Annotated in this window: 25 protein-coding genes and 1 pseudogene; 8 read left to right on the forward strand and 18 right to left on the reverse strand. The window is 74.7% G+C overall.

Features of this window, described 5'->3' with window-relative positions:
• Positions 1 to 3: 3 nt before the first annotated feature.
• The 5 genes from KPL57_RS18815 to KPL57_RS18835 all read right to left on the reverse strand — a co-directional run bounded on the left by KPL57_RS18815 (position 4) and on the right by KPL57_RS18835 (position 5121).
• Positions 4 to 1212, reverse strand: a complete 1209-nt coding sequence (locus tag KPL57_RS18815) for a cysteine desulfurase family protein (RefSeq protein WP_226352594.1) — start codon at positions 1210 to 1212, stop codon at positions 4 to 6.
• Positions 1213 to 1279: 67 nt separating this feature from the next.
• Positions 1280 to 2389 carry a 1-acyl-sn-glycerol-3-phosphate acyltransferase gene (locus tag KPL57_RS18820; RefSeq protein WP_226352595.1) on the reverse strand — a complete coding sequence of 370 codons (1110 nt, stop codon included), beginning with the start codon at positions 2387 to 2389 and terminating at the stop codon, positions 1280 to 1282.
• Positions 2386 to 3162, reverse strand: a complete 777-nt coding sequence (locus KPL57_RS18825) for a GNAT family N-acyltransferase (RefSeq protein ID WP_226352596.1) — start codon at positions 3160 to 3162, stop codon at positions 2386 to 2388. The genes KPL57_RS18820 and KPL57_RS18825 overlap by 4 nt, the downstream gene beginning before the upstream one ends.
• A 183-nt stretch (positions 3163 to 3345) precedes the next feature.
• Entirely contained in the window at positions 3346 to 4293 is a 948-nt protein-coding gene (locus KPL57_RS18830) for an electron transfer flavoprotein subunit alpha/FixB family protein (RefSeq protein ID WP_226352597.1), read from the reverse strand.
• A 42-nt stretch (positions 4294 to 4335) separates the two neighbouring features.
• Positions 4336 to 5121 carry an electron transfer flavoprotein subunit beta/FixA family protein gene (locus tag KPL57_RS18835; RefSeq protein WP_020626655.1) on the reverse strand — a complete coding sequence of 262 codons (786 nt, stop codon included), beginning with the start codon at positions 5119 to 5121 and terminating at the stop codon, positions 4336 to 4338.
• A 391-nt stretch (positions 5122 to 5512) separates the two neighbouring features.
• Here KPL57_RS18835 and KPL57_RS18840 point away from each other — a divergent pair, with 391 nt between their 5' ends.
• Positions 5513 to 5809, forward strand: coding sequence for a hypothetical protein (locus KPL57_RS18840; RefSeq protein WP_020626656.1), 297 nt, complete (start codon positions 5513 to 5515; stop codon positions 5807 to 5809).
• Between the two features lie 7 nt (positions 5810 to 5816).
• Here the strand turns inward: KPL57_RS18840 and KPL57_RS18845 are convergent, their stop codons facing one another.
• The 4 genes from KPL57_RS18845 to KPL57_RS18860 all read right to left on the reverse strand — a co-directional run bounded on the left by KPL57_RS18845 (position 5817) and on the right by KPL57_RS18860 (position 11681).
• Positions 5817 to 7229: an NAD(P)/FAD-dependent oxidoreductase gene (locus tag KPL57_RS18845; RefSeq protein WP_226352598.1), complete on the reverse strand. Its 1413-nt coding sequence runs from the start codon at positions 7227 to 7229 to the stop codon at positions 5817 to 5819.
• 221 nt (positions 7230 to 7450) lie between these two features.
• A complete protein-coding gene (locus KPL57_RS18850) occupies positions 7451 to 8221 on the reverse strand; it encodes an SDR family oxidoreductase (protein ID WP_226352599.1) in 771 nt (256 codons plus the stop codon).
• 78 nt (positions 8222 to 8299) lie between these two features.
• A complete protein-coding gene (locus tag KPL57_RS18855; protein WP_226352600.1) occupies positions 8300 to 10102 on the reverse strand; it encodes a DUF3556 domain-containing protein in 1803 nt (600 codons plus the stop codon).
• A 133-nt stretch (positions 10103 to 10235) separates the two neighbouring features.
• Positions 10236 to 11681, reverse strand: a complete 1446-nt coding sequence (locus tag KPL57_RS18860) for a class I adenylate-forming enzyme family protein (protein ID WP_226352601.1) — start codon at positions 11679 to 11681, stop codon at positions 10236 to 10238.
• Positions 11682 to 12021: 340 nt separating this feature from the next.
• Between KPL57_RS18860 and KPL57_RS18865 the strand changes: the two genes are divergently transcribed.
• Positions 12022 to 13809 (forward strand): acyl-CoA dehydrogenase, encoded by a 1788-nt coding sequence (locus tag KPL57_RS18865; RefSeq protein WP_226352602.1) that lies wholly within the window; start codon positions 12022 to 12024, stop codon positions 13807 to 13809.
• Between the two features lie 10 nt (positions 13810 to 13819).
• A complete protein-coding gene (locus tag KPL57_RS18870) occupies positions 13820 to 15040 on the forward strand; it encodes a helix-turn-helix domain-containing protein (RefSeq protein ID WP_226352603.1) in 1221 nt (406 codons plus the stop codon).
• Between the two features lie 27 nt (positions 15041 to 15067).
• Here KPL57_RS18870 and KPL57_RS18875 read toward each other — a convergent pair whose 3' ends face one another.
• The 3 genes and pseudogenes from KPL57_RS18875 to KPL57_RS18885 form a co-directional block, all read right to left on the reverse strand.
• On the reverse strand, positions 15068 to 15274 hold the full coding sequence (locus tag KPL57_RS18875) for a hypothetical protein (protein WP_020625245.1): 207 nt from the start codon (positions 15272 to 15274) through the stop codon (positions 15068 to 15070).
• A gap of 166 nt (positions 15275 to 15440) precedes the next feature.
• Positions 15441 to 16350, reverse strand: a pseudogene (locus KPL57_RS18880) (IS5 family transposase); the annotation flags it as partial.
• 31 nt (positions 16351 to 16381) lie between these two features.
• A complete protein-coding gene (locus KPL57_RS18885) occupies positions 16382 to 16606 on the reverse strand; it encodes a hypothetical protein (RefSeq protein WP_020625244.1) in 225 nt (74 codons plus the stop codon).
• Positions 16607 to 16758: 152 nt separating this feature from the next.
• Between KPL57_RS18885 and KPL57_RS18890 the strand changes: the two genes are divergently transcribed.
• From KPL57_RS18890 to KPL57_RS18900, 3 genes are all read left to right on the forward strand, one after another.
• Complete coding sequence (locus KPL57_RS18890) at positions 16759 to 17508, forward strand: bifunctional 2-polyprenyl-6-hydroxyphenol methylase/3-demethylubiquinol 3-O-methyltransferase UbiG (protein ID WP_226352604.1); 750 nt, start codon at positions 16759 to 16761, stop codon at positions 17506 to 17508.
• Complete coding sequence (locus KPL57_RS18895) at positions 17505 to 19079, forward strand: 1,4-alpha-glucan branching protein domain-containing protein (protein WP_226352605.1); 1575 nt, start codon at positions 17505 to 17507, stop codon at positions 19077 to 19079. Before KPL57_RS18890 ends, KPL57_RS18895 begins: the two co-directional genes overlap by 4 nt.
• Before the next feature lie 180 nt (positions 19080 to 19259).
• A complete protein-coding gene (locus tag KPL57_RS18900; RefSeq protein ID WP_226352606.1) occupies positions 19260 to 20495 on the forward strand; it encodes a glycosyltransferase family 4 protein in 1236 nt (411 codons plus the stop codon).
• Positions 20496 to 20508: 13 nt separating this feature from the next.
• Here the strand turns inward: KPL57_RS18900 and KPL57_RS18905 are convergent, their stop codons facing one another.
• Entirely contained in the window at positions 20509 to 21228 is a 720-nt protein-coding gene (locus KPL57_RS18905; protein WP_020624509.1) for an acyltransferase, read from the reverse strand.
• An 80-nt stretch (positions 21229 to 21308) separates the two neighbouring features.
• Between KPL57_RS18905 and KPL57_RS18910 the strand changes: the two genes are divergently transcribed.
• Entirely contained in the window at positions 21309 to 21512 is a 204-nt protein-coding gene (locus tag KPL57_RS18910) for a hypothetical protein (RefSeq protein WP_226352607.1), read from the forward strand.
• A 33-nt stretch (positions 21513 to 21545) separates the two neighbouring features.
• Positions 21546 to 22484 carry a nucleoside hydrolase gene (locus tag KPL57_RS18915; RefSeq protein WP_226352608.1) on the forward strand — a complete coding sequence of 313 codons (939 nt, stop codon included), beginning with the start codon at positions 21546 to 21548 and terminating at the stop codon, positions 22482 to 22484.
• Positions 22485 to 22521: 37 nt separating this feature from the next.
• Here KPL57_RS18915 and KPL57_RS66805 read toward each other — a convergent pair whose 3' ends face one another.
• Genes KPL57_RS66805 through KPL57_RS69895 form a run of 5 tightly spaced genes read right to left on the reverse strand, consistent with a single transcriptional unit; the run spans position 22522 to position 25168 of the window.
• Positions 22522 to 23337 (reverse strand): beta-lactamase family protein, encoded by an 816-nt coding sequence (locus tag KPL57_RS66805; RefSeq protein WP_264198305.1) that lies wholly within the window; start codon positions 23335 to 23337, stop codon positions 22522 to 22524.
• Positions 23301 to 23999 (reverse strand): serine hydrolase domain-containing protein, encoded by a 699-nt coding sequence (locus KPL57_RS66810; RefSeq protein WP_264198293.1) that lies wholly within the window; start codon positions 23997 to 23999, stop codon positions 23301 to 23303. Before KPL57_RS66810 ends, KPL57_RS66805 begins: the two co-directional genes overlap by 37 nt.
• Before the next feature lie 11 nt (positions 24000 to 24010).
• Positions 24011 to 24352, reverse strand: coding sequence for a helix-turn-helix transcriptional regulator (locus KPL57_RS18925; RefSeq protein WP_149664331.1), 342 nt, complete (start codon positions 24350 to 24352; stop codon positions 24011 to 24013).
• Positions 24353 to 24387: 35 nt separating this feature from the next.
• The gene (locus tag KPL57_RS66815) at positions 24388 to 24510 is read right to left on the reverse strand and encodes a hypothetical protein (protein WP_264198294.1); all 123 of its coding nucleotides are present in this window, start codon (positions 24508 to 24510) and stop codon (positions 24388 to 24390) included.
• 43 nt (positions 24511 to 24553) lie between these two features.
• The gene (locus KPL57_RS69895) at positions 24554 to 25168 is read right to left on the reverse strand and encodes a response regulator transcription factor (RefSeq protein WP_226352609.1); all 615 of its coding nucleotides are present in this window, start codon (positions 25166 to 25168) and stop codon (positions 24554 to 24556) included.
• Positions 25169 to 25198 lie beyond the last annotated feature (30 nt).

The raw sequence follows: 25198 nt of genomic DNA on the forward strand, positions 1-25198 counted from the left end.
GGCTCAGCCCGTGACCGACGCGGGGGTGCGACGGCTCGCGTTGCGGGCCCGCTCCACGACCGACCCGATGGCCCCGGCGACCGCGGCCACGTCGGCGGAGGTGCTGGTGTGCCCCAGCGAGAAGCGCAGCGACCCGCGGGCGGTGCACTCGTCGGCGCCCATCGCCAGCAGCACGTGGCTGGGCTGGGCGACGCCCGCGGTGCAGGCCGAACCGGTGGAGCAGTCGATGCCGTGGGCGTCGAGCAGCATGAGCAGGCTGTCGCCCTCGCAGCCGGGGAACGACAGGTGCGCGTTGCCGGGCAGCCTGCCGGGACCACCGTCGACCCGGGAGTCGGTCGTGTCACCGTTCAGCGCCGCGTCGGGCACCTCGGTGCGCACGACGCGGATCAGCTCGTCGCGCAGCCCGGCCAGGTGCAGCCGGCGGCGCGGCGCGGCGGCCACCGACTCGACGACGGCCGCCGCCAGTCCGGCCAGTGACGGGACGTCCAGGGTGCCGGAGCGGACGTCGCGCTCCTGGCCGCCGCCGTGCAGCAGCGGGGTGCAGGCGACCTCGCGGCCGAGCAACAGCGCGCCCGCGCCGTAGGGGCCGCCGAGCTTGTGCCCGGTGAGGGTGAGCGCGTCGGCACCGCTCGCGGCGAAGTCGACGTCGAGGATGCCGACGGCCTGCACGGCGTCGGTGTGGAAGGGCACCCCGAACTCGTGGGCGACGGCGGCGAGCTCGCGCACCGGGTTGACGGTGCCGACCTCGTTGTTGGCCCACATGACCGAGACCAGGGCGTTCCCGTCCGGGTCCTCGGCGAGCGCGGCACGCAGCGTCTCCGGGTGGACCCGGCCGGTCGCGTCGACCTCGAGCAGCCGCAGCCGGGCACCCTCGTGGGTGGCCAGCCACTCCGCCGCGTCGACGACCGCGTGGTGCTCGACGGCCGAGACCAGCACCCGCGAGCGGCGGGGGTCGGCGGCCCGGCGGGCCCAGAACAGGCCCTTGACCGCGAGGTTGTCGCTCTCGGTGCCGCCGGTGGTGAACACGACCTCGGACGGGCGCGCGCCGACCGCCTCGGCGATCCGCTCACGCCCCTCCTCGACCGCGCGCCGGGCGCGGCGCCCCGACGAGTGCAGCGACGACGCGTTGCCGGTGCGGCCGAGCGCGTCGCTCAGAGCGGCGACGGCGGCGGGCAGCATCGGTGTGGTCGCCGCGTGGTCCAGGTACGTCATCGGCCTCCAGGGTAGACCCCGCCGTGACAACGGTGCGTGCCGAACCCGTCGTGGACGACCGTCCGTCTCACACGACCGTGGCGGTCGCGGCGGGGCGCGGGTGACGGACCCGGTCGCGGGCCCGTGCGGCCAGCGCGCGCCGGTCGGTGCGCGGGCCCGGCTCGACGAGCTCGCCGACGGTGACCTCGCAGACCAGTCCGGGCAGCCGGAGCACCCGGCCGACGGTGTCGCCGAGGGTCTGCTCGCCGACGAACGCGGCGGCCGTCGTCGGCCGCCCGTCCGGGGTGGTGATCGCGACGGTGACCGGCCGGACCGGAGCACCCGAGTCGATCGCGGCCTGGAACGGCGCGCGCCGGTAGTCCCCGGAGATCGCGCCGCACCACGTCGTCGCCTCGGGGAAGACCCCGACCAGCGTGCCGCCCCGCAGCACGTCGGCGCAGGTCGCGACGGTGCCGGGCAGCCGGGACAGGCCCTCGCGGTGCACGAACAGGGTGCCGGTGCGGGCGGCGAGCGCACCGATCAGCGGCCAGTCCCTGACCTCCCGCTTGGCGAGCATGGTGACCGGGCCGATCGCGCCGAGCGCCGGGATGTCGATCCACGACGTGTGGTCGGCCACGACCAGCGCGCCCCGCCCGTCCGCGGGCGCCAGCGGTCCGCCGCGCACGACGAGCCGGACCCCGGCGGCGCGGAGCACCGCACGGTGCAGCGCCCGCAGGACCGGCTCCAGCACGCGGGCGCCGCACAGCGCGGCGACCGGGACGAGCATCGCGGCCACCGCCAGCACCGCGAGCAGCGCCACGGCACGGCGGCCCAGGCGCAGCGTGCCGGTCGTCGTGCGCGGGGGCAGGCACTCCTGCGGGGTGCACGGTGACCAGGCCGCCCACGGCCCGCCGGGACGCCGCGACGCGGGCGGTGCCGGCGGGTGCGTGGGGTGGTCGACGACCGGGCGCACCGGGGTCCGCAGGGCGGCACGGGCCGGGTGGTGCGCAGCACCGCGTCGGTCCCCCGTCGCCGGGTCTGCCGGGGTGGGCGAGAGCGCCGGGTCCGCCGGGGTGGGCGGGAGCACCGCGGCCCCGGCCGAGGGGACGGCCGCGGAGGCACGACCACGGGGCCGGAGGCGGCGGAGCGGGCGGAGGGGCGCGCCGGCGTCGCCCTCCGGTCCGGCGGCGAGGGTCATGCGCCCGTCACCCCGGCGGCGTCCTCGCCCAGGAAGAAGCGCAGGTAGCGCTGGTCGATGTGGTCCATCCCCAGCAGCACCGGGAAGTCCGCGACCCCGAAGTCCGGGTCGTGCGCGGGCGGCCCGCACACCCAGGTGCCCAGCCGCAGGTAGCCGCGCAGCAGCGGCGGGACCGCGACACCCCGGCCGCGCGGGACGTCGGTCGGGTCCCAGGGGCGGAGCGGGACGGTGCGGTACTCCTCGGGGGCGAGGTGCTTGGCACGGACCCGGTCCCAGACGCCCGCGGCCTGGGCGCCGCCGTCGGCCAGGGAGACGCTGGCGCAGCCGATCAGCCAGCGGTGCCCGGTGAGCAGCATGTAGCGGGCGAGCCCGGCCCACGCCAGCCCGACGACGGCGCCGCCGCGGTGGTCGGGGTGCACGCAGGAGCGCCCGGTCTCGACGATGCCGGACCGCAGCGGGTCGAGAGCGGTGAGGTCGAACTCGCCGTCGGCGTAGAGGCCGCCCGCGGCGCGCGCCCGCTGCGGCGGGAGCATCCGGTAGGTGCCGACGATCTCGCCGGTGGCGTCCTCGCGGACCACGAGGTGGTCGCAGTGGGCGTCGAAGCGGTCGACGTCGCGGCCGGGGACGGCGCTGTCGAGCCGGGCGCCGAGCTCGTCCGCGAACACCCGGTGCCGCAGCGCCTGCGCCGCGGCGACGTCGCCGTCGTCGGTCGTGAGGAGCAGGGAGTACCGCCGGGCCGCGGTCTCCGGGGTCGAGACGATCACCTGGGTCACACCGGGTTGGTACCGGGCGGGTGCGACACCCGGACGGTTCCGCGACGACACGTCGGTGGCATCGGAGTGAACGGTCCCGGACAGGTGTCGTCGCAGGCAGGAGCAGGTGAACGGGCCCCGCACACACGACGACGCCCGGGTGCGCGCGGCACCCGGGCGTCGAGCGTGTGGCGACCGGAGAGGTCAGCCCTTGCGCTTGGCGACTTCCTCCTGCAGCTGCGGCGCGACCTTGAACAGGTCGCCGACGATGCCGAAGTCGGCGATCTCGAAGATCGGCGCCTCCTCGTCCTTGTTCACCGCGACGATCGTCTTCGACGTCTGCATGCCGGCACGGTGCTGGATCGCGCCGGAGATGCCGAGGGCGATGTAGAGCTGCGGCGAGACCGACTTGCCGGTCTGGCCGACCTGGAACTGCGGCGGGTAGTAGCCGGAGTCCACCGCGGCACGCGAGGCGCCGACGGCGGCACCGAGGGAGTCCGCCAGGCCCTCGACGACGCTGAAGTCCTCGGCCGAGCCGACACCGCGGCCACCGGAGACGATCACCGTCGCCTCGGTCAGCTCCGGACGCGACCCGCCCTGGATCGGCTCACGGCCGGTCACGGTCGCGGCACGCCCCGACGGGGCCGGGACCTCGACGGTCTCGCGGGCACCCGCACCGGCGGCCGCGGAGATCTCGACCGAGCCCGGGCGCACCGTGATGACCGGGTGCTCGGTGTTGGCCTTCGCCTCTGCGGTGTAGGCACCACCGAAGATCGAGTGCGAGACGCCGTCGGCGGAGACGCCCACGACGTCGGACAGCAGCCCGGAGTTCGTGCGGATCGCCAGGCGGCCGGCGACCTCCTTGCCGTTGCCGGTGGCCGCGAGCAGCACGGCGGCCGGGGAGGCGGAGTTCACCAGCGACTCCAGGACCGTCGTCTCCGGGGAGAGGAAGTCGGTGGAGTCGGTCTCGGCGACGTAGATCTTCTCGGCGCCGTGCTCGGTCAGGCCGTCGGCCAGCTTGTCGGCGGTGCCCGCCGGGCCGACGACGACCGCCGACGGCTCGCCCAGCTCGCGGGCGGCGGTCAGCAGCTCGTAGGTGGTCTTCTTGATGTCGCCGTCGACGTGGTCGACGAGGACCAGAACCTCAGCCATGAATATCTCCTGTGCAGAAGTGGTGTCGGTCGTCGATCAGCGTCAGATCAGCTTCTGGCCGACCAGGAACTCGGCGATCTTCGCGCCGCCGTCGCCCTCGTCGGTGACCTTCTCGCCGGCCTGCTTCGGCGGCTTCGGCGACGCCGAGACGACCGAGGTCAGCGCGTTCGCCAGCCCGACCTCGGAGGGGTCGATCCCGGCGCCGGCCAGGTCGAGGGTCTGCACCGGCTTCTTCTTCGCCGCCATGATCCCCTTGAACGAGGGGTAGCGCGGCTCGTTCGACTTCTCCCCGACCGAGACCACCGCGGGCAGCTCGGCGGTGAGGTGGGTGACGCCCTCGTCGGTCTCCCGCTTGGCCTTCACCGTGGTGCCCTCGACGGACAGCTCGTTGGCGTGGGTCAGCGACGGCACGCCGAGCAGCTCGGCGATCATCGCCGGGACCGCACCGATCTGGCCGTCCGAGGCCGAGTTGCCCGCGATGACCAGGTCCCAGCCCTCGACGGTGCCGATCAGCTTGGTCAGCGCCTTCGCGGTCTGCACCGCGCACGAGCCGTGGATCGCGGAGTCCGACAGGTGCACCGCGGAGTCCGCGCCCATCGACAGCGCCTTGCGGATCGCGTCGGTGGCCCGGTCCGGGCCCATGCACACGACGACGACCTCGGAGCCGTCGTTCGCCTCCTTGAGCAGCAGGGCCTGCTCCACGGCGCGCTCGTTGATCTCGTCGATCACCGCCTCGGCACCCTCCCGGTCGAGGGTGTGGTCGGAGTCGGACAGCTTCCGCTCCGAGTAGGTGTCGGCCACCTGCTTCACCAGGGTCACGATCTTCATAGGACCTCTTCGACCTCCTGCCGCGGCGGCCTGCGCCCACGCGCACACCGCGTCGTCCTCTTCGCGATCCGCCCCGTCGGGGTCCGGACCGTCTCGCGTCACCGTGACGGTGCTGCGCCGCGCGCTCTCGCGAGAGCGGGGTGGGCCGCGGCGTCGCGCCCGTCGTAGCCGGTGACTCTGCCACTGGTCGTGCCGTAATGGCACGCCGTGCCACTGTGACGTTCATTGTTACCAACGAGTAGCGCCCCGGCAAACCGGGGTCGGTCGTGACCGTACTCACGCGCGGTTCTCCTCACCTGGTGCACGCACGACGTCACACGCCGTACGCCCTGATCGGGGGTGGGGTTTCGCTACCGTCGACATCTCGCGCACTCGGCAGGAGGGAGCCGTCGTGCAGGTGACGGGGTTCGACGACCGTCTGGGGACCGGCTACGTGCTCAGCACGGGGCCGCACGCCGAATCCGACGTTGCGGGCAGCAGGACGGTGGAGCACGGCGGTATCACCGTCCGGGCCACCGAGGGTCTGGCCGCGATGCTGGAGGACGCGCTGGTCCACCGGCCCACCACCCGTCTGGGGTGGGGCGGGCCGGAGGTGCCGCTGACCCTGGAGGACACGACGCTGCTGGCGTGGCTGCGCCAGGACATCGGCGGGGTGGTGGCGGTCAGCGGGGAGCCCGAGCCCGTCTGAGCCGCCCTCAGCGGCCCAGGTGGGCGAGCGCGCGGCGCGCGGCGTGCGCGCCGCACATCCCGTGCGCACCCGGTCCGGGCGGCGTCGCGGCCGAGCAGAGGAAGTGCCCCGGCGCTCCGGTGTCGTAGGGCTGCAGCGTCGTGCGCGGCCCGAGGACCAGCTGCCGCAGGTCCTTGGCGCCGGTGAGGATGTTCCCGCCGACGAAGTTCGGGTTCCCCGCGAACGCGGCCGGGTCGGTGACCAGGGTCCCGACGACCCGCTCCCGGAAACCGGGAGCGAACCGCTCGATCTGCGCGGTGATCGCCGCGGTCGCGTCGCCGGTGTACCCGTACGGGACGTGCGCGTAGGCGTAGACCGGGTGCACGTCGCCGACCGACCGCGTCGGGTCGGCCAGGTACTGCTGCCCGACCAGTACGAACGGACGCTCCGGCATCCGGCCCGCGTGCACCTCGCGCTCGACGAGCGCGGTCTCCGCGGCCGACCCGGCGACGTGCACGGTCCCGGCCCGCCGCGCCCCGGGGGACGTCCACGGGATCCCGCCCTGCACCGCGTAGTCGACCTTGAACGCGGCCGGGCCGTACCGGAACCGCCGGTAGGCCCGCGCGGCCCGCGGCGGCAGACGGTCGCCGAGCAGCTGCGGGAGCCGGTCGGGGCCGACGTCCCACACGACGACATCCGGGTCGCCCAGCTCGTCGGCGGAGCGGACGTGCACGCCTGTCTCGATCTTCGCTCCGTGTCCGGCGAGCACCGCGGCCAGCGCGTCGGAGATAGCCCGGGAGCCGCCCTGCGCGACGCCCCAGCCGTAGCGGTGCCCCGCGGTGAGGATGCCCATCCCGATCGCGCTCGACAGCGGGCGGTTCAGCGGCCGGAACGCGTGCGCGGCCGTGCCGAGGAACAGGGCGCGGCCCCGCTCGGTGCGGAACGCCCGTGCCAGCAGCTCGGCCGGCAGGACGGTCGGCGCACCGAAGCGGGCGAGCAGCAGCGGGTGGCCCGGGAAGCGCAGCAACGGGCCCAGGAAGTCCTGGGACAGCGCGTCGTAGTTCCGGGACGGGCTGCCGAACAGCGCACGCCACAGCGGCCCGTCGGCGACCAGGCCGGCCGCGGTGTCGGCGACGGAGCGCAGCAGGACGCCGGCGTCGCCGTCGTCGAGGGGGTGGGCGCAGTCGACCTCGGGCAGGCGCCACCGCAGCCCGTGCCGGTCCAGGCCCAGCTCGGCCAGGACCGGCGAGCCGACCGCCATCGGGTGCACCGCCGAGCAGTGGTCGACGAGCAGGCCGGGCACGATCGCCTCGACCGTGCGGGTGCCACCGCCGATCTCGTCGGCGGCCTCCAGCACGGTGACCTCGACCCCGGCCCTGGCGAGCACGGCGGCGGCGACGAGACCGTTGGGACCGGAACCGACGACCGTCGCGGTGCTCATGTGTGTTCTCCCGTTCCAGCGGACCGACAGCAGGTGGTTCCCCCGCCGTCGCAGTTGTACCCGGACCCGGTGGCACAGGACGCCCCGTCCCGGGGACGGCTCACGACCGGCCCCGTGTCCCGGCGGTGCGGGGGCCAGGTCGCGACGACGCGGGCGAGCCGATCATCGTGGCGGTCCGCCACACCGCCACGCAGACGCGACGGGGGTTCCCGGGGGCCTCCTCAGAGCAGCGACGCATCGAGTCCGCCGTCCAGGACGAGGCCGCTCCCGGTGCAGAACCGGGACCGCTCGCTGGCGAAGAACAGCGCCGCCTCGGCGACGTCGGCGGGGGTGCCGTAGCCGCCCTGCTTCTGCGCGATGAGACCGTCGAACCCGCCGGCGGGCAGTCCGAGCGCCGCCTCGAACCCCGGCTGCGCCGCCGTCACCAGGTCGGTGTCGATGAAGCCGGGCAGCAGCGCGTTGACCCGCACGCCGTGGGGCCGGAACCCCGTCGCCGCGGTCTTGGTCAGGTTCACGACGGCGGCCTTGGCGGCGGCGTAGTGGCCGATCAGCGGCGAACCGGTGGTCGCGGTGACCGAGGCGAGGGTGACGATCGTGCCGCCGCCCGCGGCGATGATCGCCGGGGCCGCGTAGCGGATCGACAGGAAGACCCCGTCGAGGTTCACCGAGGTGACCGCGCGCCAGGCGGCGAGGTCCATCTCCAGCAGCGGCTCGGGCCGCCCGACGCCGGCGTTGGGCACCATCACGTGCAGCCCGCCGTGCCGTTCGACGGCGCGGGCCACCAGCGCCTGCACCTGCGCCTCGTCGCGCACGTCGCACGCCAGGTACGAGGCGCCCGCGATCCCGTCCGCGACCGACTTCGCGGCGGCCTCGTCGATGTCGGAGACGACGACCGTCGCGCCCTCGGCGCCGAAGCGCTCCGCGATGGCCCGTCCCAGTCCCTTGCCCGCGCCGGTCACGATCGCGACCCGGCCGTTCAGTGCGTCACCCATGGTGCGTTCCTTCTTCGTCGATGGGACGTCGGATGGGTCGGCGGGGCGGGCGTCGTGCTCCGCCCGCCCCGCCGGGACTCAGACCGCCGGGGCCCCGGCGGTGTCCTCGTCGGCGGCCGACCGCTGCGGGGCACGCCAGGTGACGGTCAGCGGGATGGGCCCGTTCGGCAGCCACGGCTGCTCGTTCACCGCGTCGGCCACGTTCCAGTACCCGCGCTCGACGACGCCGAGCGCCGCGTCGATCAGCTGGTAGTGCTGGACCTTCGCGTGGATCGCCTGCGACTCCACCCAGCAGACGACGAGCTCGCCCGGGGCGAAGCCGACCCGCCGCTGGACCGCGGCGATCATGTGCGCGTCGTGCAGGTGACCGTCGCCGAAGTTGAAGCCGATCAAGGAGTTGCAGGTGAACTCCGCCTCGCGCACGGTGCGGGAGTCGAGGTCGTCGAGCCGGGCCGACAGCACCGAGAACAGCCCGCGGCCCTGCGAGTGCATCGACCGCCAGGCGATCGTCTGCTGCATGGTGATCTCTGCGACGGCGGCCGGGTAGCCCATCGCCCGGAGCTGGTCGACCTGGTTCCTGGTCGGCCGGTGCGCGATCGAGTTGAGCTTCTCCTCGGCGCCGGGGGCGAAGGTCCACAGCGCCGACGCCCAGTTCCCGGCGTACTGGCGCATCGACGGGAGGAAGGACACGAGGTCCGGGCGCAGGTTGCCGAGGACCGGGAAGAACACCAGCGCGGCGACGATCACCAGGGTCAGCGCCGGGGAGGACATGTCGGTGACGCCGAAGCCGTCGCCGTTGGGGAAGCCGAGGAACAGGAACACGGCGAGGTAGCCGAACAGGATGTTCCACTCCAGCGGCACGGCCAGCGGGAACGTCGAGGTGATGAACAGGTGGAACACCACCATGAGGACCACCCCGGCCAGCGTCAGCCAGTGGTTGGTGGAGAACAGCAGCACCAGCGGGGTGATGATCTCGACGGTGGTGCCGCCGACGTGCGCCATGAACGTCGCGAGCTTCGACGGGCGGATGTCGCGCGGGAAGTCCCGGTAGTGGGCCCGCTTGACCCACTTCGACGGGACGCACGGGCTGTTGGACACCATCGGCGGGATCACGTTGGTGAAGTGCCGACCGAACTTGGACACGCCCGCCCCGACCCACACCGCGCAGATCAGCAGCTTCGCCGCGACGATCATGTCGACGAAGGGCAGGACACCGAAGAACACCATCGCCGGCAGGTACTGCTCACCGCGGGAGGCGAGGAAGATCGTCTTGTCGCGCAGGCCGCAGAGGATCAGCAGCACGATCGGCGCGACCATCAGCCACGGCGCGACCAGACCGGAGGTGTTGTCGGGCAGCACCGCCGACAGCGACGCGCTCGGCACGCCGGGCAGCACGACAGCGGTCAGCAGCGAGGCGAGCAGACCCAGGTAGAGCACGACGTCGAGCACTGTGCGGGTGTCGCCGTCGGTCCCCGGGACCGCCTTCCACGGACGCAGCCGGATGGTCCCGGGGCGGGCCCAGAACAGGATGCCACCGGTCATCGGCTTGAACTTGCCCGCGATCGGACCCCAGGAGCCCGCGACGCCGATCGCCTCCAGCAGCACCGTCCACAGCACGAGCTTCTGGTAGACGATGGGCTCGTTCCACCAGCCCGCGACGTCCCAGACAGGGCCGACGCCGGAGGTCCAGGTGATCAGGGTGGTGCCCACGAGCACGTAGAGGACCACCAGCTTGACGACGTAGGTCGTCGGGATCATCTTCGGCGATCCGAAGCCGTACTCCACCCAGTGCAGGGCGAGCGCCTTCGTGCGTTCGAACAGCGGCTTGTCGAGGAAGGTGTCGAGATCGACCGGGGGGAAGTCCCCCGTCTTGAACCCCATTGTTCATCCCCTTTCGGAGGGTGGCATGCGGTAGCCGTCCGCGGGCGTTTCCGGGCAGGTCGGCTCCCCCGCCGGACCGGGGCGGTCCGCGGGAGGTCGGTGTCGTATCGGTGTCGTGCCGGGTCGTGCCGGGTCAGCCGGTCGGGACGGCCGCCCGGCGCAGGGTGGGTTTGTCGATCTTGCCGACGGAGTTCTTCGGCAGGGCGTCCACGATCGTGATCCGGGTGGGGATCTTGATCCGGGCCAGTCGCCCCGCGCAGTGCTCGACGAGCTCCTCCGGGCTCGCGACGGCCCCGGGGAGCAGGGCCACGTGGGCGACGGGGACCTCGCCGAGGACCGGGTCGGCGGCACCGACCACGGCGGCCTCGTGCACGGCCGGGTGCGCGTAGAGCGCGTTCTCGATCTCCTTGGGGTAGAGGTTCTCCCCACCTCGGATGATCATGTCCTTGATCCGGTCGACCAGGACCAGGTAGCCGTCGTCGTCGAACCGGCCGACGTCGCCGGTGTGCAGCCAGCCGTCGCGGATCGTCTCGGCGGTGGCCCCGGGCAGGTTCAGGTAGCCGCGCATCACGTTCGGACCGGAGATCACGACCTCGCCCGGACCGTCGTCGACGAGGGTGCCGTCGGGGCCCATCAGCGCGACGGTCTGCCCCGGGAGCGGCAGTCCGACGGTGCCGGGACGGCGCGGCCCGCCGGGCGGGTTCAGGGTCGAGGCGCAGGTGCCCTCGGAGAGTCCGTACCCCTCCACCAGCGGCACGTCGAACCGGCCCTCGACACGGGCGATCAGCTCGGCGGGCATGGGCGCCGCCCCGCAGATGACCAGGCGCAGCGAGCTCGTGTCGGCCACCGCGTCGGCGGGCAGGGCGGCGAGCATGGCGTAGATCGCGGGGACCGCGGAGAAGTAGGTGGGCCGGACCCGGGCGACCACGTCGAGGAAGGTCTCCGCCCGGAACCGGCCGGCGATCGTGGTGCGCCCGCCGGCCAGGAGCGGGGACAGGACGGAGATGACGATGCCGTTGACGTGGAACAGCGGCAGGACCAGCAGGCTGTGGTCGGTGTCGTCGAGCCCGATCCCGGCGATGATCATCTCGCACATGGCGCGGACGTTGCGGTGGTCGAGCATGACGCCCTTGGGCCGCCCGGTGGTACCGCTGGTGTAGATCAGCAGGGCCAGCGCGTCGTCGTCGGTGACCGGTTCCGGCGCGGCGGCCGGGTCCCCGGCCAGCTCGGCGACGTCGAGGGTCACCAGCGGCGACGCCGCCCGTTCCCCCACCACGACGTCCGCGCCGGAGTCGGTGATCTGGTGCCCCGCCTCGTCGACGGTCAGTGCCGGGTTGACCGGGGTGACGGCGGCCCCGAGCCGCCAGGCCGCGAACAGGGTGACCACGAGCTCGACCCGGTTGGGCAGCACGACCGCGACCACGTCGCCCCGACCGGCCCCCGCGGCGTGCAGGGCGGCGGCAGCACCCGCGACGGCGTCGGCGAACGCCGCGTTGTCGAGCGCGCGGGTCTCGTCGGCGATGCACGGTCCGGTCGGCGCAGCCCGGACGCGATCCTGCGGGAGCACGGCGATGTGCATCGGGGTCCTTCCCCTCGGTGTCGGACACGGCGTCGTCGATCGACCCGCCCAAGGTAGGAGCGCCGTGTGACCGACGCCATGGGCGTGGATCACGAACCCGGCCGGGCCGGTTGTACCGAGGACACAAAGCAGCGCCGGGTCCTCGCGCTGCACCACGCGGACCGCGATCCTCGTCCGGGACGGACGTGCCGCGGTACCCACCACGTTCCCCTCGCCGCGCGGGCCGGCGGTCGGTCACCGGTACGGTCCTGCCGCTCGACGGCGGCCCGTCCCCGACCCGCTCACCGCGCCCGACCCGCCGACCCGCCCGATCCGCCGCCCCCGACCCGAAGGAGCCGTCATGGCCGCACCGTCGCAGCTGCTGTCCCGCAGCGACCTGGACTTCCTGCTGCACGACTGGCTCGACGTCACCGCGCTGACCGCCCGTCCGCGGTTCGCCGAGCACTCCCGGGAGACCGTCGACGCCGTCCTCGACGTCTGCGCCGAGATCGCGGCCGAGCGGTTCCGCCCGCACAACAAGCGCAACGACGCCGAGGAGCCGCGCTTCGTCGACGGCCGCGTCGAGATGCACCCGGAGGTGGCACCCGCGCTGGCGGCGCTGGCCGGCACCGGCCTGCTCGGTGCCACCGCCGACGCCGACGCGGGCGGCCTGCAGCTCCCCCAGGTCGTGCACACGGCGTGCTCGGCGTGGTTCGCGGCGGCGAACATCAGCACCTTCGCCTACGCCATGCTCACCACGGCGAACGCGAACCTGCTGCTCGCGCACGGTTCCCCGGAGCAGGTGGACACCTGGGTGCGGCCGATGCTGGAGGGCCGCTTCCACGGCACGATGTGCCTGTCGGAGACCCAGGCCGGGTCGTCGCTGGCCGACATCACCACCCGCGCCGAGCCCCGCGGCGACGGCACGTACCGGATCACCGGCACCAAGATGTGGATCTCCGGCGGGGACCACGAGCTCGGCGAGAACATCGTCCACCTGGTGCTCGCGAAGATCCCCGGCGGTCCGGCGGGGGTGAAGGGCATCTCGCTGTTCGTGATGCCGAAGTTCCTGCCCGACGGGGACCGCAACGACGTCGTGCTCGCCGGGCTGAACCACAAGATGGGCTACCGCGGCACCACCAACACCGTGCTGAACTTCGGCGAGGGCGCGCACACCCCGGGCGGCGAGCCGGGAGCGGTCGGACACCTCGTCGGCGAGCCGCACACCGGGCTCGCGCAGATGTTCCACATGATGAACGAGGCCCGGGTCGGTGTCGGTGCCGGCGCGGTGGCGCTGGGCTACACCGGCCAGCTCGCCGCGGTGGAGTACGCGCGGAGCCGGCCGCAGGGCCGCCCGGTCGACGCGAAGGACCCGGCGGCGCCGCAGGTCCCGATCGTCGACCACGCCGACGTCCGGCGGATGCTGCTCGCGGGCAAGTCCTACGTGGAGGGTGGGCTGGGCCTGGTCCTGTACTGCGGGCGGCTGCTCGACGACCAGCGCACCGCCGAGGACCCGGCCGACCGCGAGCGGGCCGGGCTGCTGCTCGACGTGCTCACCCCGATCGCGAAGAGCTGGCCGTCGCAGTGGTGCCTGGCGGCCAACGACCTGGCGATCCAGGTGCACGGCGGCTACGGCTACACCCGCGAGTACGACGTCGAGCAGCACTACCGGGACAACCGGCTCAACCCGATCCACGAGGGCACCCACGGCATCCAGGGACTGGACCTGCTCGGACGCAAGCTCGCGATGCGCGGCGGCGCCGGGCTCGACGCCCTCGACGCGGTGCTCGCCACGACCGTCGCGCGGGGCCGCGCCGCGGGCGGCGAGGCGGCCGAGCACGCCGACGCGCTCGACGCGGCCCGGGTGCGGCTGGTCGAGGTGACCCGCGCGCTGCACGCCGAACCCGACGTCGCGGCGCGGCTCGCGAACGCCTCGGTGCACCTGGAGGCGACCGGGCACGTCGTCGTCGCGTGGGTGTGGCTGGAGCAGCTGCTCGCCGCCGCCGGCCGCGACGACGACCTGGGCCGGGGCAAGCGGGCCGCCGCCCGGTACTTCTTCCGCTACGAGCTGCCGCGGACCGGGCCCTGGTTCGACCTGCTCGCGTCGCTGGACCGGACCACCGTCGACCTCGATCCGGCCTGGCTCTAGGTTCGTCGTCGTGCCCGCCGACGTCGACGAGGTCGTGGCGGCCGTCGCCCGCGACATCGAGGCCCGGCTGCCCGAGCTGACCACCGAGATGACCGACTGGTTCGTCGGGGTCATCCCGGAGTTCCGGCACGACGAGACGGTCCGGCGGCTGATGGTCGCGAGCACCGCGGCGAACCTGTCGGCGATCGTCGGGATGCTCGCGCACGCCATCCCGATGGAGCAGATCACGGTGCCGCCGGCGGCCGCCGAGTACGCCCGCCGGTTCGCCCAGTACGAGCTGTCGCTGGAGGCGCTGCTGCGCGCCTACCGGCTCGGCGAGCACATGTTCGACCAGTGGGCGATCGACGCGCTGCGCCGGCTGGACCGGCCGGGTCCCGACCCGCTCACCGTCCTGTCCGAGCTGACCGGCCGCACCAACCGCTACATCGACCAGGTCATCGGAGGCCTGATCGACATCTACGAGACCGAGCGACGGCGGTGGAGCACGCGTTCCGGCGCCGACATCGCCGCGCGGGTGCGGATGGTCCTGGAGACCGAACCGCTGAGCGAGGCCGCCGCCCGCGAGCTGCTCGGGATCCCGGTCGGGGGCTGGCACCGGGCCGCGGTGCTGTGGGCGCCCGGGGCGGCGGGCGAGCCGGTCGACGACGCCGTCCTCCAGGCCGGGGCACGGCTGCTCGGCGAGGCGTCGAGCCGGCCACCGCTGACCGTGCTCGCCGACAGCCGCACCCTGTGGGCCTGGCACAGCGCGCCCGACGTGCCCCCGCTCGACGTCGCACTGCTGCGGGACCGGCTGCCCGGGCACCTGCACCTCGCGCTCGGCGGAGCGGGCCGGGGCCTGGCCGGGTTCCGCGGGTCACTGGCGGAGGCCGTCCGGGCGCGGGCGGTCGCCGAGACCGACGAGGCCCGCCCGGCGGTCACCGACTTCGACGAGGTCGCGGTCGCCGCGCTGCTGACCGACCGGTCCGACGAGCTGCGCCGCTGGGTGGACCGGGTGCTGGCCGGGCTGACCTGCGAGGAGCCGGGCGTGGACCAGCTCCGGGCGACGCTGCGGGTCTTCTTGGCCGAGGGCGGCAGCTACACCCGGGCCGCGGCCCGGCTGCACCTGCACAAGAACACCGTGCACTACCGGGTGCGCAAGGCCGAGGAGCTGCTCGGACGCCCGGTCGGGAAGGACCGGCTGCAGGTCGAGGTGGCGCTGCTGGCGGCCTCGCTGCTGCGGGGACGGCTGTAGGACTCAGCCGACGGACGGCTGTAGGGCTCAGCCGACGCGGCGGCCGGGCGGGGGCTCGGCGTCGGCGCGGTCCTCCTCGGGCACGACCATCGACAGCACCTCGCCGAGGGCCTCGTCGTCCATCGCGCGCGGCTCGACCGGCTCGTCACCGAGCACGCCCGACACCACCCAGGAACCGGACCGCCCGGTGATGGTGAGCGACAGCGTCTCGTTCTCGTCCGCCGGGTCGTTCATCCTGGGCTCCTCTCGGCACGACGCCGTGGGCGTCACCCGACCCGCACGGCCGGGGGAAGGGCGGATACCCGTCAGTGGACAGGCGGTACCCGTCCGGGAGCGACCGCACGGCGACCGGCACGAACCGTGCGCCGACCGCGAACCGGACGTGCGCGACCCGACTGAGAGCGTGTTTGGAAATTCTAGTGGGTTGAGGGTGTCGTGTGTTTCTGCTGGCGGGTGGCGGGGTATCCACGGGCGATGCGGCGGGTGATGGTGTTGATCGCGGCCCAGCGGATCATGGCTTCGGATGTGGTGGGGTGGCGTTCGTAGTCTCGGGCCAGGCGTCGGTGTGCGGTGAGCCAGGCCAGGGTCCGTTCGACCACCCACCTTCGTGGGAGGACGGTGAATCCGCGCTGCTCGGGTGGCTTGCGGATGATCTCGATCGTTGTCTGCAGGATCGTGGCGGCCCAGTCGAGCAGTCGCCCGGCGAAGCCGGCGTCGGCGTAGACGAACCGCACCCTGGTGCGCAGGTAGAGGTTGAGCAGGATCGGCTTGGCGCCGTCGCGGTCCTGTACCGAGGCCGAGCACACCATCGTGGTCAGCAGCAGACCGAGGGTGTCGGTCACGATGAACCGTTTCCGTCCGCCTGTCTTCTTCCCGGCGTCGTAGCCGCGGGAGTCCTGGCCGACGGTGTCGGCGCCCTTGACCGACTGGGAATCGATGATCCCCGCACTCGGCTCCGGATCACGGCCCTCGGCGATACGTAACTGCCCCCGCACGACCGGGAGGATCTTCTCGGTGACCTTCTGCTGTTCCCACTGGTTGAAGTACCAGTAGACGGTCTGCCAGGGCGGGAAGTCCACCGGCAACGCCCGCCAGGCACACCCGGTCCGCACGACATACAAGATCGCGTCCAGCACGTCCCGACGAGCATGAGCAACAGGCCGCCCCCGCCGCGCGAGCGGCGGTAACAACGGCTCGATCACCACCCACTGGGCATCACTGGTGTCCGAGGGGTACCGGCGCGGTCGTTCCTGCATGCCGACCACGATGGAGCACCCCAGCCGTGTCGACCATCCCGACACACCCACCATTTCCAAACACGCTCTGAGGCCCTAGTGCGGCTCAGCCCGGGTGCCGACGACCGGGCGCGGGGGCCGGGTACGCGGGGCCGTGCGCGGCCGACGGTGGGACCGGCAGCATCGCCCACAGCATCTCGGCGAGGGCGCCGTCGTCCAAGCCCTTGAGCGGCAGCGGTTCCCGGCCGAGCACACCCGACACGAGCCAGGATCCGCTACGGCCGGTGATGGTCAGCGTCACCGTGTCCTCGTCGGTCGCGATGTCGGTCATGGGTCTCCCTCCGTCGTGCCTGGCAGGTCCTGCGTCGGGCTCCACGTCTCCAGACGTCCGCGGTGACGCTGCGTTGCCCCGCGTCGACGAGCGGTAGCGCACGCGAGGGGACCGGTGGGAGGTCTCACCGACGGGCGTGGTGAAGTCGGAGGGTGACCAGCAGCCTGCCCCTCACCGGGGAGCGCACCGTCCCGGGCATCAGCCACGAGAACTACTGGTTCCGCCGCCACGAGGTGGTCTACGCGGCCATCGCCGCCGACTGCTCGGGCGGCGTCGTGCTGGAGGCCGGATGCGGCGAGGGCTACGGCGCCGACCTGCTCGCCGGGACCGCCCGCGCGGTGCTGGCGCTGGACTACGACGTGGCGACCGTCGCCCACGTCCGGGCCCGCTACCCGCGGGTCGGCGTGGCCCGGGCCAACCTGGTGGCGCTGCCGGTGCCCGACGGGAGCGTCGACGTCGTCGTGTCGTTGCAGGTCATCGAGCACCTGTGGGAGCAGGAGCGGTTCCTGCGCGAGTGCCTGCGGGTGCTGCGTCCCAGCGGGAGGCTGATGGTGTCCACGCCGAACCGGATCACCTTCTCCCCCGGCCGCGACACCCCGCTCAACCCGTTCCACACCCGCGAGCTCGACCCGCGCGAGCTGGCCGGGCTGGTCACCGACGCCGGGTTCGGCCGGGTCGTGGTCCAGGGGCTGCACCACGGTCCGCGGTTGCGCGAGCTCGACGCCCGCCACGGCGGCCTGATCGAGGCGCAGACCGCGCTGGCGCTGTCCGGGCAGCCGTGGCCGCAGGCGCTCGCCGTCGACGTCGCCGGCGTGCGGTGCTCGGACTTCGTGCTGCGCACCGGCGACCAGACCGACCTCGACGCCTCGCTCGACCTGCTGGTCACGGCGACCCGGCCGTGAGCGGCACGCCCGTCGGGACGTTCTGCCTGGTCCTGCACTCGCACCTGCCACTGCTGGCCCGGCACGGCCGGTGGCCGGTCGGCGAGGAGTGGCTCTACCAGTCCTGGGCGCACTCCTACCTGCCCGTCGTCGCGACGCTGCGCGAGCTGGCCGACGAGGGCCGCACCGGGCTCGCCACCCTCGGGGTGACGCCGGTCCTGGCCGCCCAGCTCGACGACCCGCACTGCCTGCGCGGGGTGCACGACTGGCTCGGCGGGTGGACGCTGCGCGCGCACTCGGCGGCGGGCCGGCTGCCCGACCTGGCCGCGCACGAGCACCGGGTGTCGACGGCGGCGACGGCGGAGTTCGAGCGGCACTGGCGCCACGGCGGGTCGCCCGCGCTGCGCGGGCTGCGCGACTCCGGCGCCGTCGAGCTGCTGGGCGGGCCGGCCGCGCACCCGTTCCAGCCGCTGCTCGACCCGCGGGTCCGGGCGTTCTCGCTGCGTGCCGGGCTCGACGACCATGCGCTCCGCCTGGGTGCCCGACCGGCCGGGATCTGGGCGCCCGAGTGCGGCTTCGCGCCCGGGATGGAGCACGACTATGCGGCCGCCGGGGTGCACCGCTTCCTCGTCGACGGCCCCGCACTGCGCGGTGACACCGCGTTCGCCCGGCCGGTGGGGACCTCCGACGTCGTGTGCGTCGGCCGCGACCTGGAGATCACTTACCGGGTGTGGTCGCCCCGCAAGGGCTACCCCGGCTCGGCCGAGTACCGCGACTTCCACACCTGGGACCACGACTCCGGCCTCAAACCGGCGCGGGTCACCGGACGGCGGGTGCCGACCGGGCGCAAGAAGCCCTACGACCCCGCGCTCGCCGCCCGCGCGGTCTCCCGCGACGCCGACGACTTCGTCGACACCGTCGTCGCGCGGCTGAGGGCGCTGCGCGCCGAGCGCGGCCGCCCGGCGCTGACCGTCGCCGCGTTCGACACCGAGCTGTTCGGGCACTGGTGGCACGAGGGACCGGCGTGGCTGGCCGCCGTGCTCCGCTGGCTGCCCGAGGCGGGTGTCGCCGTGCGCACCCTCGGCGACGCCGTCGACGACGGTCTGGTCGGCGACCCGGTCGACCTCCGGGAGTCGTCCTGGGGCTCGGGCAAGGACTGGCGGGTCTGGGCCGGGCCGCAGGTCGCCGACCTGGTCGCGACGAACGCCGCCGTCCAGTCCGACCTGCTCGCCGCCCCACGCCCCGGGCCCGTCCGGGATCCGCTGGCCGACCTGCTCGCCGACCAGGCGTTGCACGCCCTGTCCAGCGACTGGGCGTTCATGGTCAGCAAGGACTCCGCCGCCGGGTACGCCCGCTCGCGCGCCGCCCTGCACGCCGGGCGGGTGGCGGAGCTGTCCGGCCTGCTGCGCGCCGGTCGGCGGCGGGCCGCTCGGCGCCGGGTCGCGACCTGGGTGGACGCGCCGCTGCCGACCTTCGGGCACGTGGACGCGCGGGACCTGAGCGGACACGCCGCTGCCACCCTGCCACCGGCCTCCGGACACGTGGACGCGGGACCTGGGGCGGGTCTGACCGCGAACTCGCTTACCCGGTAAGCGAATACGGCGAGGTGGGTGTCCGTGGGCCACCGACCCCGGGCGCCGGGCTCGCCACCCCGCCGGGCACCGGGTCCACCGCCCCGCCGGGCGCGGCGGGGGCCGCGGGGTCGCGGGGCCCAGCGCGGTGGACGACGCCCCGGGGGTTACCACCGGTCCGGCGTTTGCCAGGATCGGGCGATGCGGGTGCTGATGGTCAGCTGGGAGTTCCCGCCGGTCGTCGTCGGCGGGCTGGGTCGGCACGTGCACGCGCTGTCCCGCGAGCTCGTCGCGGCCGGGCACGAGGTCGTCGTGCTGTCCCGGGCCCCCACCGGCACCGACGCCGAGACCCATCCGACCCGCGCCGAGACCGTCGACGGGGTCCGGGTGCTGCGCGTGGCCGAGGACCCGCCGGAGCTCGAGTTCGCCAGCGACCTGGTCGCATGGACGCTCGCGATGGGGCACGCGATGCTGCGCCACGCCCTGACAACGCTGCTGCCGGGCTGGCGGCCGGACGTCGTGCACGCCCACGACTGGCTCGTCGCGCATCCGTCGATCGCGCTCGCCGACGTCCTCGGCGTCCCACTGGTCGCGACCGTGCACGCCACCGAGGCCGGCCGGCACTCCGGCTGGCTGCCGGGCCCGCTGAACCGGCAGGTGCACTCCACCGAGTGGTGGCTCGCCCAGCGCGCGGACGAGGTCATCACCTGCTCCGCCGCGATGCGCACCGAGGTCTCGGCACTGCACGACCTCGACCCGGCCGCCGTCCACGTGGTGCACAACGGCATCGACCCGCGTCGCTGGCGGTCCCGCGCCGCCGCGGCCCCGGCGGGCGACGGGCCGCGGATCGTCTACGTCGGACGCCTGGAGTACGAGAAGGGCGTCCAGGACCTGATCGCGGCGCTCCCCAGGATCCGGCGGCGGCACCGCGGGACCCGGCTGCTCGTCGCCGGGACCGGGACCCAGCAGGACATGCTGGTCGAGCGCGCCGCGCAGCACCGGGTGACGCGCTCGGTGACCTTTCTCGGGCACCTGCCCGACGGCGAGCTGACCGCCCTGCTGCGCGGTGCGGACGCCGTGGTGCTGCCGAGCCGCTACGAGCCGTTCGGGATCGTGGCGCTGGAGGCCGCAGCGGTGGGCGCGACGCTCGTCGCCTCGACCGCGGGCGGGCTCGGCGAGCTGGTCCGCGACGGCGAGACCGGTCTCGGGTTCGCCCCCGGCGACGTCCCCGGGATCGCCGACGCCGTGGACCGCGCGCTCGCCGACCCGGCCGCGGCCCGCCGCCGGGCCCGCGCCGCCCGGGCCCGGCTGCGCACCGACTTCGCCTGGCCGGTGATCGCCGGGCACACCGCGCGCATCTACGCCGGTGCCACCGCGGCCGGGCCGCGGGAGCTCCCCCGCCCGAAGATCCCCACCGGGAACCTGTTCGACACCTGAGCCCGCGGGGTGCTCAGGCCCGGTCCAGCCGGGCCTGCAGGGCCCGGTCGGCCTTGCGGGCCATGTCGGCGACGGCGGCACGCTCGGCGGCCGCGGCCTCGTAGTCGGCCCGCCGGTCCCGCACCACCCGCGCCGGGGTCCCGACGGCGATCGACTCCGCGGGGATGTCCCCCCGCGCGACCGCGTGCGCCCCGAGCACGCTCCCCGGGCCGATCCGGGTGCCGCGCAGCACCGAGGTCTTCACCCCGAGCCAGCAGCCCTCGCCGATCCGGACCGGCGACTTCACGATGCCCTGGTCCTTGATCGGGCGCCGGACGTCGTCGGTGCGATGGTCGAAGTCGGTGACGTAGACCCAGTCGGCGACCAGCGTCGTCGCGCCGATCTCGACGTCGAGGTAGCAGTTGACGGTGTTGTCGCGGCCGAACACGACCTTGTCGCCGATCCGCATCGAGCCCTCGTGGCAGCGCAGGGCGGTGCCGTCGCCGATGTGCACCCACCGGCCGATCTCGAGCCGCCCGAACCCGGGGCGGGCCTCGATCGTGACGTCCTTGCCCAGGAACACCATGCCGCGCAGCACGACGTGCGGGTGCCGCAGCCGCAGCTTCGCCAGCCGCCAGTACCGCCGCAGGTACCAGGGGCCGTACGCGCGGTGGCGCAGGATCCAGCGCAGCGAGGTGAGGCTGAACAGCTTCGCCTGCTCCGGGTCGGCGTCGGGGATCGGCGGACGTCGCACCCGCCAGACACTAGGCGTGTGCACCCCTGCGGCGACGGGTACCTCCCGAGGACCGCGATCCCCACCCGAGAGGCCAGCCCGTGAGCGACCACCGCCAGCCCGACGACGGCACCGACGTCGGTACCGACGAACTGACCTCCGGAGGCGGCGGCACCTCCCGCGTCGACGCCGACAAGGCGGGCAACCCCCGCCCCGCCGTGATGACCGACGACTCCGGGGCCACCGGAGCGGCCGCCCGCGAGGTCGACGCCGAGCACGAGGACGAGCCCACCCGGAGCGAGTGACCGCCCGGGCGGGCCGGTCGTAGGCTCGCCGGTGTGCCCCGTCCGTTGATCATCTCGACCGACCCCGGTGTCGACGACGCCGTCGCGCTCGTCCTCGCCCTGCGCAGTCCCGAGGTGGACGTCCGGGCCGTCGTCGCCACGTTCGGCAACGTCGGCCTGGACGCCACGCTGCCCAACGCGGGACGGCTGCTCGCCCTCGCCGGGCGGCCGGACGTCCCCCTGGGGGTCGGGGCCGCCCGCCCGCTGGTGCACCGGCGCGAACAGCGGGCCGGGCACGTGCACGGCTCCGACGGGCTCGGCGGGCGCGCCGCGGCGCTGCCGGAGCCGGTCGCGCCGGTGGCCGGGTCCGGGGTCGCGCTGATGGCACGGGTGCTCGAGGAGGCGACCGAACCGGTCACGATCGCCTCGATCGGCCCGCTGACCGACACCGCGATCCTGCTGGCCGCCCGTCCCGACCTGGCGGGGCGGATCGAGCGGGTCGTCGTCATGGGCGGGGCGATCGGCGGCGGGAACGTCACCGCCGCGGCCGAGTTCAACGTCCACGCCGACCCGGAGGCCGCGCACCGCGTCCTCGCCCAGGACCCCGGCGCGGGCTCCGTGCCGGTCGCGCTGGTGCCGCTGGGGACCACGCTGGGCTGTGCCGCGGGCCCGGAGTGGGTCGCCGCACTGGGCGACGCCGATCCGGTCGGCGCCGAGCTGGCCGCGATGATCGCCCCGTACATGCGGTTCTACCGGGGCCGCTACGGCCGCGACGCCGTCGCCCTGCACGACGCGACGGCGCTGCTGGAGTGCGTCGCGCCCGGGTCGCTGGCCCCGACGCCCACGGCGCTGACCGTGGAGACCGGCTTCGGGCCGGCCCGTGGGGCGACGGTGCCCGCCGAGCCGGGCACCCGGCCGGTGGACGTGCTGTCCGCGCCCGACGTGCCCGCCGTGCTCGACGCGGCACTGGCCCGGCTCACCGCACGTCGGTAGCCGGCGCGGGCGCCGCTCCCGCGAGCCTCGCGGGGCCTCAGCCCGCCCACACCGCCACGGCGACCAGCGCCGCCGAGAGCACGAGTCCCGCCCAGGCCGTGACGGAGCGCCCGGGCGGGCGCAGCGGCAGGTCGCGGCCCCGCAGCACGGCGATGACCAGCGCGGCCGCGGCCGGGGCGAGGACGAGGCCCCACAGCCAGCCCCCGACCGAGGCCCACGGCCCCCGGTTCCACAGCAGCACCAGCCCGAACACCGCGGTCAGCAGGCCGTCGGCGATCGGCAGCAGGGCCACCTCCCGCACCGCGCGGCGCAGCGCGAGCAGCGAGAACAGTGCCGCGGCCGCGACCGGCGCCCAGGCGAGGAGGCCCGCGCCGCCGTCGGACGGGGGTGTGCCGAACAGCAGGGTGCCGGCGACCGGTTCGACCCCGGCGGTGGTGTCGCCGAGCACGACCATGGCCCGGCCGCCGTCGCGGTCGAGGGCGACCATGCTGCTGAACCCGGCGGTGCCGCCGTTGTGCCAGACGTAGGGGTGCCGGGCGCCGTCGGCGCCGGTGGCCTCGCTGGTGACCCAGATCCAGCCGATCGACGTACCGGGCCCGTCCTGCGCGGTCGGGGTCAGCGCGGCGGTCCCCGGTGCCACGCCGGTGAGCTGGGCCGCGGCCCAGCGTGCGAGGTCCTCGACGGTCGAGAACGTGGAGCTCCCGGCGGGCAGGTAGCCCTCGCCGACCCAGCGCGGCGCGGGGCGCCCGTTGTCGCGGTGTCCGGGGACCGCGGTGTCCGGGACCTGCGCGTCGGTGGCGGCGAAGGTCGTCGTGGTCATGCCGAGGGGACCGGTGATCCGGTCGGCGACCAGCTGCGGGTAGCCGTCGGCGCCCGCGGCGCGGACGAGCGCCGTCCCCGCAGCGCGACGCCGAAGTTGGAGTACGTGGGCGGCTGCTGCGGGTCCACCGCGGCGGCGCGGGCGTCGTCGAGGAGCTGCGCGGTGGTCGTGGACGAGTACGGGTTCAGGTTCACCGTCGTGGCCAGGGCCCCGGCGGCGGCGGTCGCGCCCAGCGGCGGCAGCCCGGAGCGGTGCTGGGCGAGCGAGGCGAGGGTGACCGCGCCCGCCGGGGTGCCCGCCAGCTCCGGCAGGGCGCGCTCCAGCGGATCGTCGGGACGCACCTCGCCGCGGGTCACGGCGTCGGCGAACAACGCGGCGGTGAACGTCTTGGTGACCGAGCCGATCTCGAAGGGTGCCCCGGCGTCGGCGGGGCCGAGCCCGGCGGTGGTGACCGAGGTCGGCGTGACCTCGGCGACGGCGAGCGACCGGTAGCCGTCGTGTCCGCCCGCCGCGGCGCGGACCCGCTCGGCCAGGGCCGGGTCGCCGGTGGTCTGCGGGCCGAGCCGCCGGTGCTCCGGGGCGGCGACGGCGCCGACGAGCACCGCCAGCACGGCGACGACGGCGGCGACAGCGGCAACGGCCCCGGCGCGGTGCCCGGTCCCGGCGGTCGTCGAGGTGGAGGTGGTGGCGGTCATCGCGGGTCCCCTCATCGGTGCGCGGCCAGGACGGTGACCAGCAGCGGGACGACACGGGCGGCGGGCACCTCGTAGTGGCCGCGGCGGGTCGAGGCCAGCCACCCGGCGGCGACGAGCTGGCGCAGGTGGTGGTGCAGCTGCCCGGTCGTGCCGACCGAGGGTTGCTCCAGCAGCTGCGCGGTGCCGTGCACCCCGCCCAGCACGTGCTGCAGGATCGCCAGCCGTGCGGGGTGGGCGAGCGCGTCGAGGGTGCCGGCAAGCTCGGACCAGTCGGCGTCGAGCAGCGCCTCGCCGGGGCGGGCGTACTGCCAGCGGACCTCACCGGTACCGGGGACGGCGACGCTTCCCGCCATCAGCACCGCGCCGGGGCTGCGGGCCTCCAGCTCGGTCAGCGCCCAGAGGACGTCGTCCGCGGGCGCCGCGGGGTGTCCCCGCCGGTCGGACGGAGTGCGTCCTGCAGGTCGGCGACGGCACGTTCCACGGCACGCAGCCGGGCGTCGAGATCGGTCACACCCCCAAAGTACGGAAATACGCAGAAGCGTACAAGCGATGGTTCAGGCGAGCCCGTACTCGATGGCGTGCCGGACGAGCGCCGCGCGGCCGGGCACCTCGAACTTGCGCAGCAGCCGCTGCACGTGGTTCTCGACCGTGCGCGGGGACAGCACCAGCCGGGCCGCGATCTGCTTGGCGGTGAGCCCCTCGACCACCAGCCGCAGCACCTCGGACTCGCGCGGACTGAGCTCCGGAACCGCGTGCGCGGGGGCCGCGACCGACTCCAGGACGACGTCGGCCAGCCCCGGGGAGAACGCGGGCCGCCCGGCAGCGGCCGCGGCGGCGACGGCGGCGAGCTCCCGGGGGTCCGTACTGGTCGCGACGCCGGTCGCGCCGGCCCGGACCGCGTCGAGGACCCGGGCGTGGTCGGCGACCGCACCGGCGACGGCGAGCACGGCGACGGCCGGGACGCGCGCGAGCACCGCGGAGATCACCGCGGGCGCCACGCCCTCCGGGCCGGTCAGGTCGACCAGGACCAGGCCGGGCCGGACGCGGTCGACCGCGGCCGCGGCCCCCTCGGCGGGCGCGGGCGGCACGTGGGCCACGACCTCGATCCCCGGCGGCACGACCGGCCGCCCCACCGCCACCGCCGAGATCCGCTCGCCGTCCTCGTGCACGTCCTCAGCTCTCCCCGCCCCGTTCGTCCG

This window comes from Pseudonocardia sp. ICBG601, from assembly GCF_020496245.1.

Coding starts and splice junctions, on each gene's coding strand:
- KPL57_RS18835 (WP_020626655.1), bottom strand. CDS start 5,121: ATGAAGATCGTGACCCTGGTGAAGCAGGTGGCCGACACCTACTCGGAG.
- KPL57_RS18830 (WP_226352597.1), bottom strand. CDS start 4,293: ATGGCTGAGGTTCTGGTCCTCGTCGACCACGTCGACGGCGACATCAAG.
- KPL57_RS18845 (WP_226352598.1), bottom strand. CDS start 7,229: ATGAGCACCGCGACGGTCGTCGGTTCCGGTCCCAACGGTCTCGTCGCC.
- KPL57_RS18850 (WP_226352599.1), bottom strand. CDS start 8,221: ATGGGTGACGCACTGAACGGCCGGGTCGCGATCGTGACCGGCGCGGGC.
- KPL57_RS18855 (WP_226352600.1), bottom strand. CDS start 10,102: ATGGGGTTCAAGACGGGGGACTTCCCCCCGGTCGATCTCGACACCTTC.
- KPL57_RS18860 (WP_226352601.1), bottom strand. CDS start 11,681: ATGCACATCGCCGTGCTCCCGCAGGATCGCGTCCGGGCTGCGCCGACC.
- KPL57_RS18875 (WP_020625245.1), bottom strand. CDS start 15,274: ATGAACGACCCGGCGGACGAGAACGAGACGCTGTCGCTCACCATCACC.
- KPL57_RS18885 (WP_020625244.1), bottom strand. CDS start 16,606: ATGACCGACATCGCGACCGACGAGGACACGGTGACGCTGACCATCACC.
- KPL57_RS18925 (WP_149664331.1), bottom strand. CDS start 24,352: ATGGCGGGAAGCGTCGCCGTCCCCGGTACCGGTGAGGTCCGCTGGCAG.
- KPL57_RS18815 (WP_226352594.1), bottom strand. CDS start 1,212: ATGACGTACCTGGACCACGCGGCGACCACACCGATGCTGCCCGCCGCC.
- KPL57_RS18865 (WP_226352602.1), top strand. CDS start 12,022: ATGGCCGCACCGTCGCAGCTGCTGTCCCGCAGCGACCTGGACTTCCTG.
- KPL57_RS66810 (WP_264198293.1), bottom strand. CDS start 23,999: ATGACCGCCACCACCTCCACCTCGACGACCGCCGGGACCGGGCACCGC.
- KPL57_RS18820 (WP_226352595.1), bottom strand. CDS start 2,389: ATGACCCTCGCCGCCGGACCGGAGGGCGACGCCGGCGCGCCCCTCCGC.
- KPL57_RS18900 (WP_226352606.1), top strand. CDS start 19,260: ATGCGGGTGCTGATGGTCAGCTGGGAGTTCCCGCCGGTCGTCGTCGGC.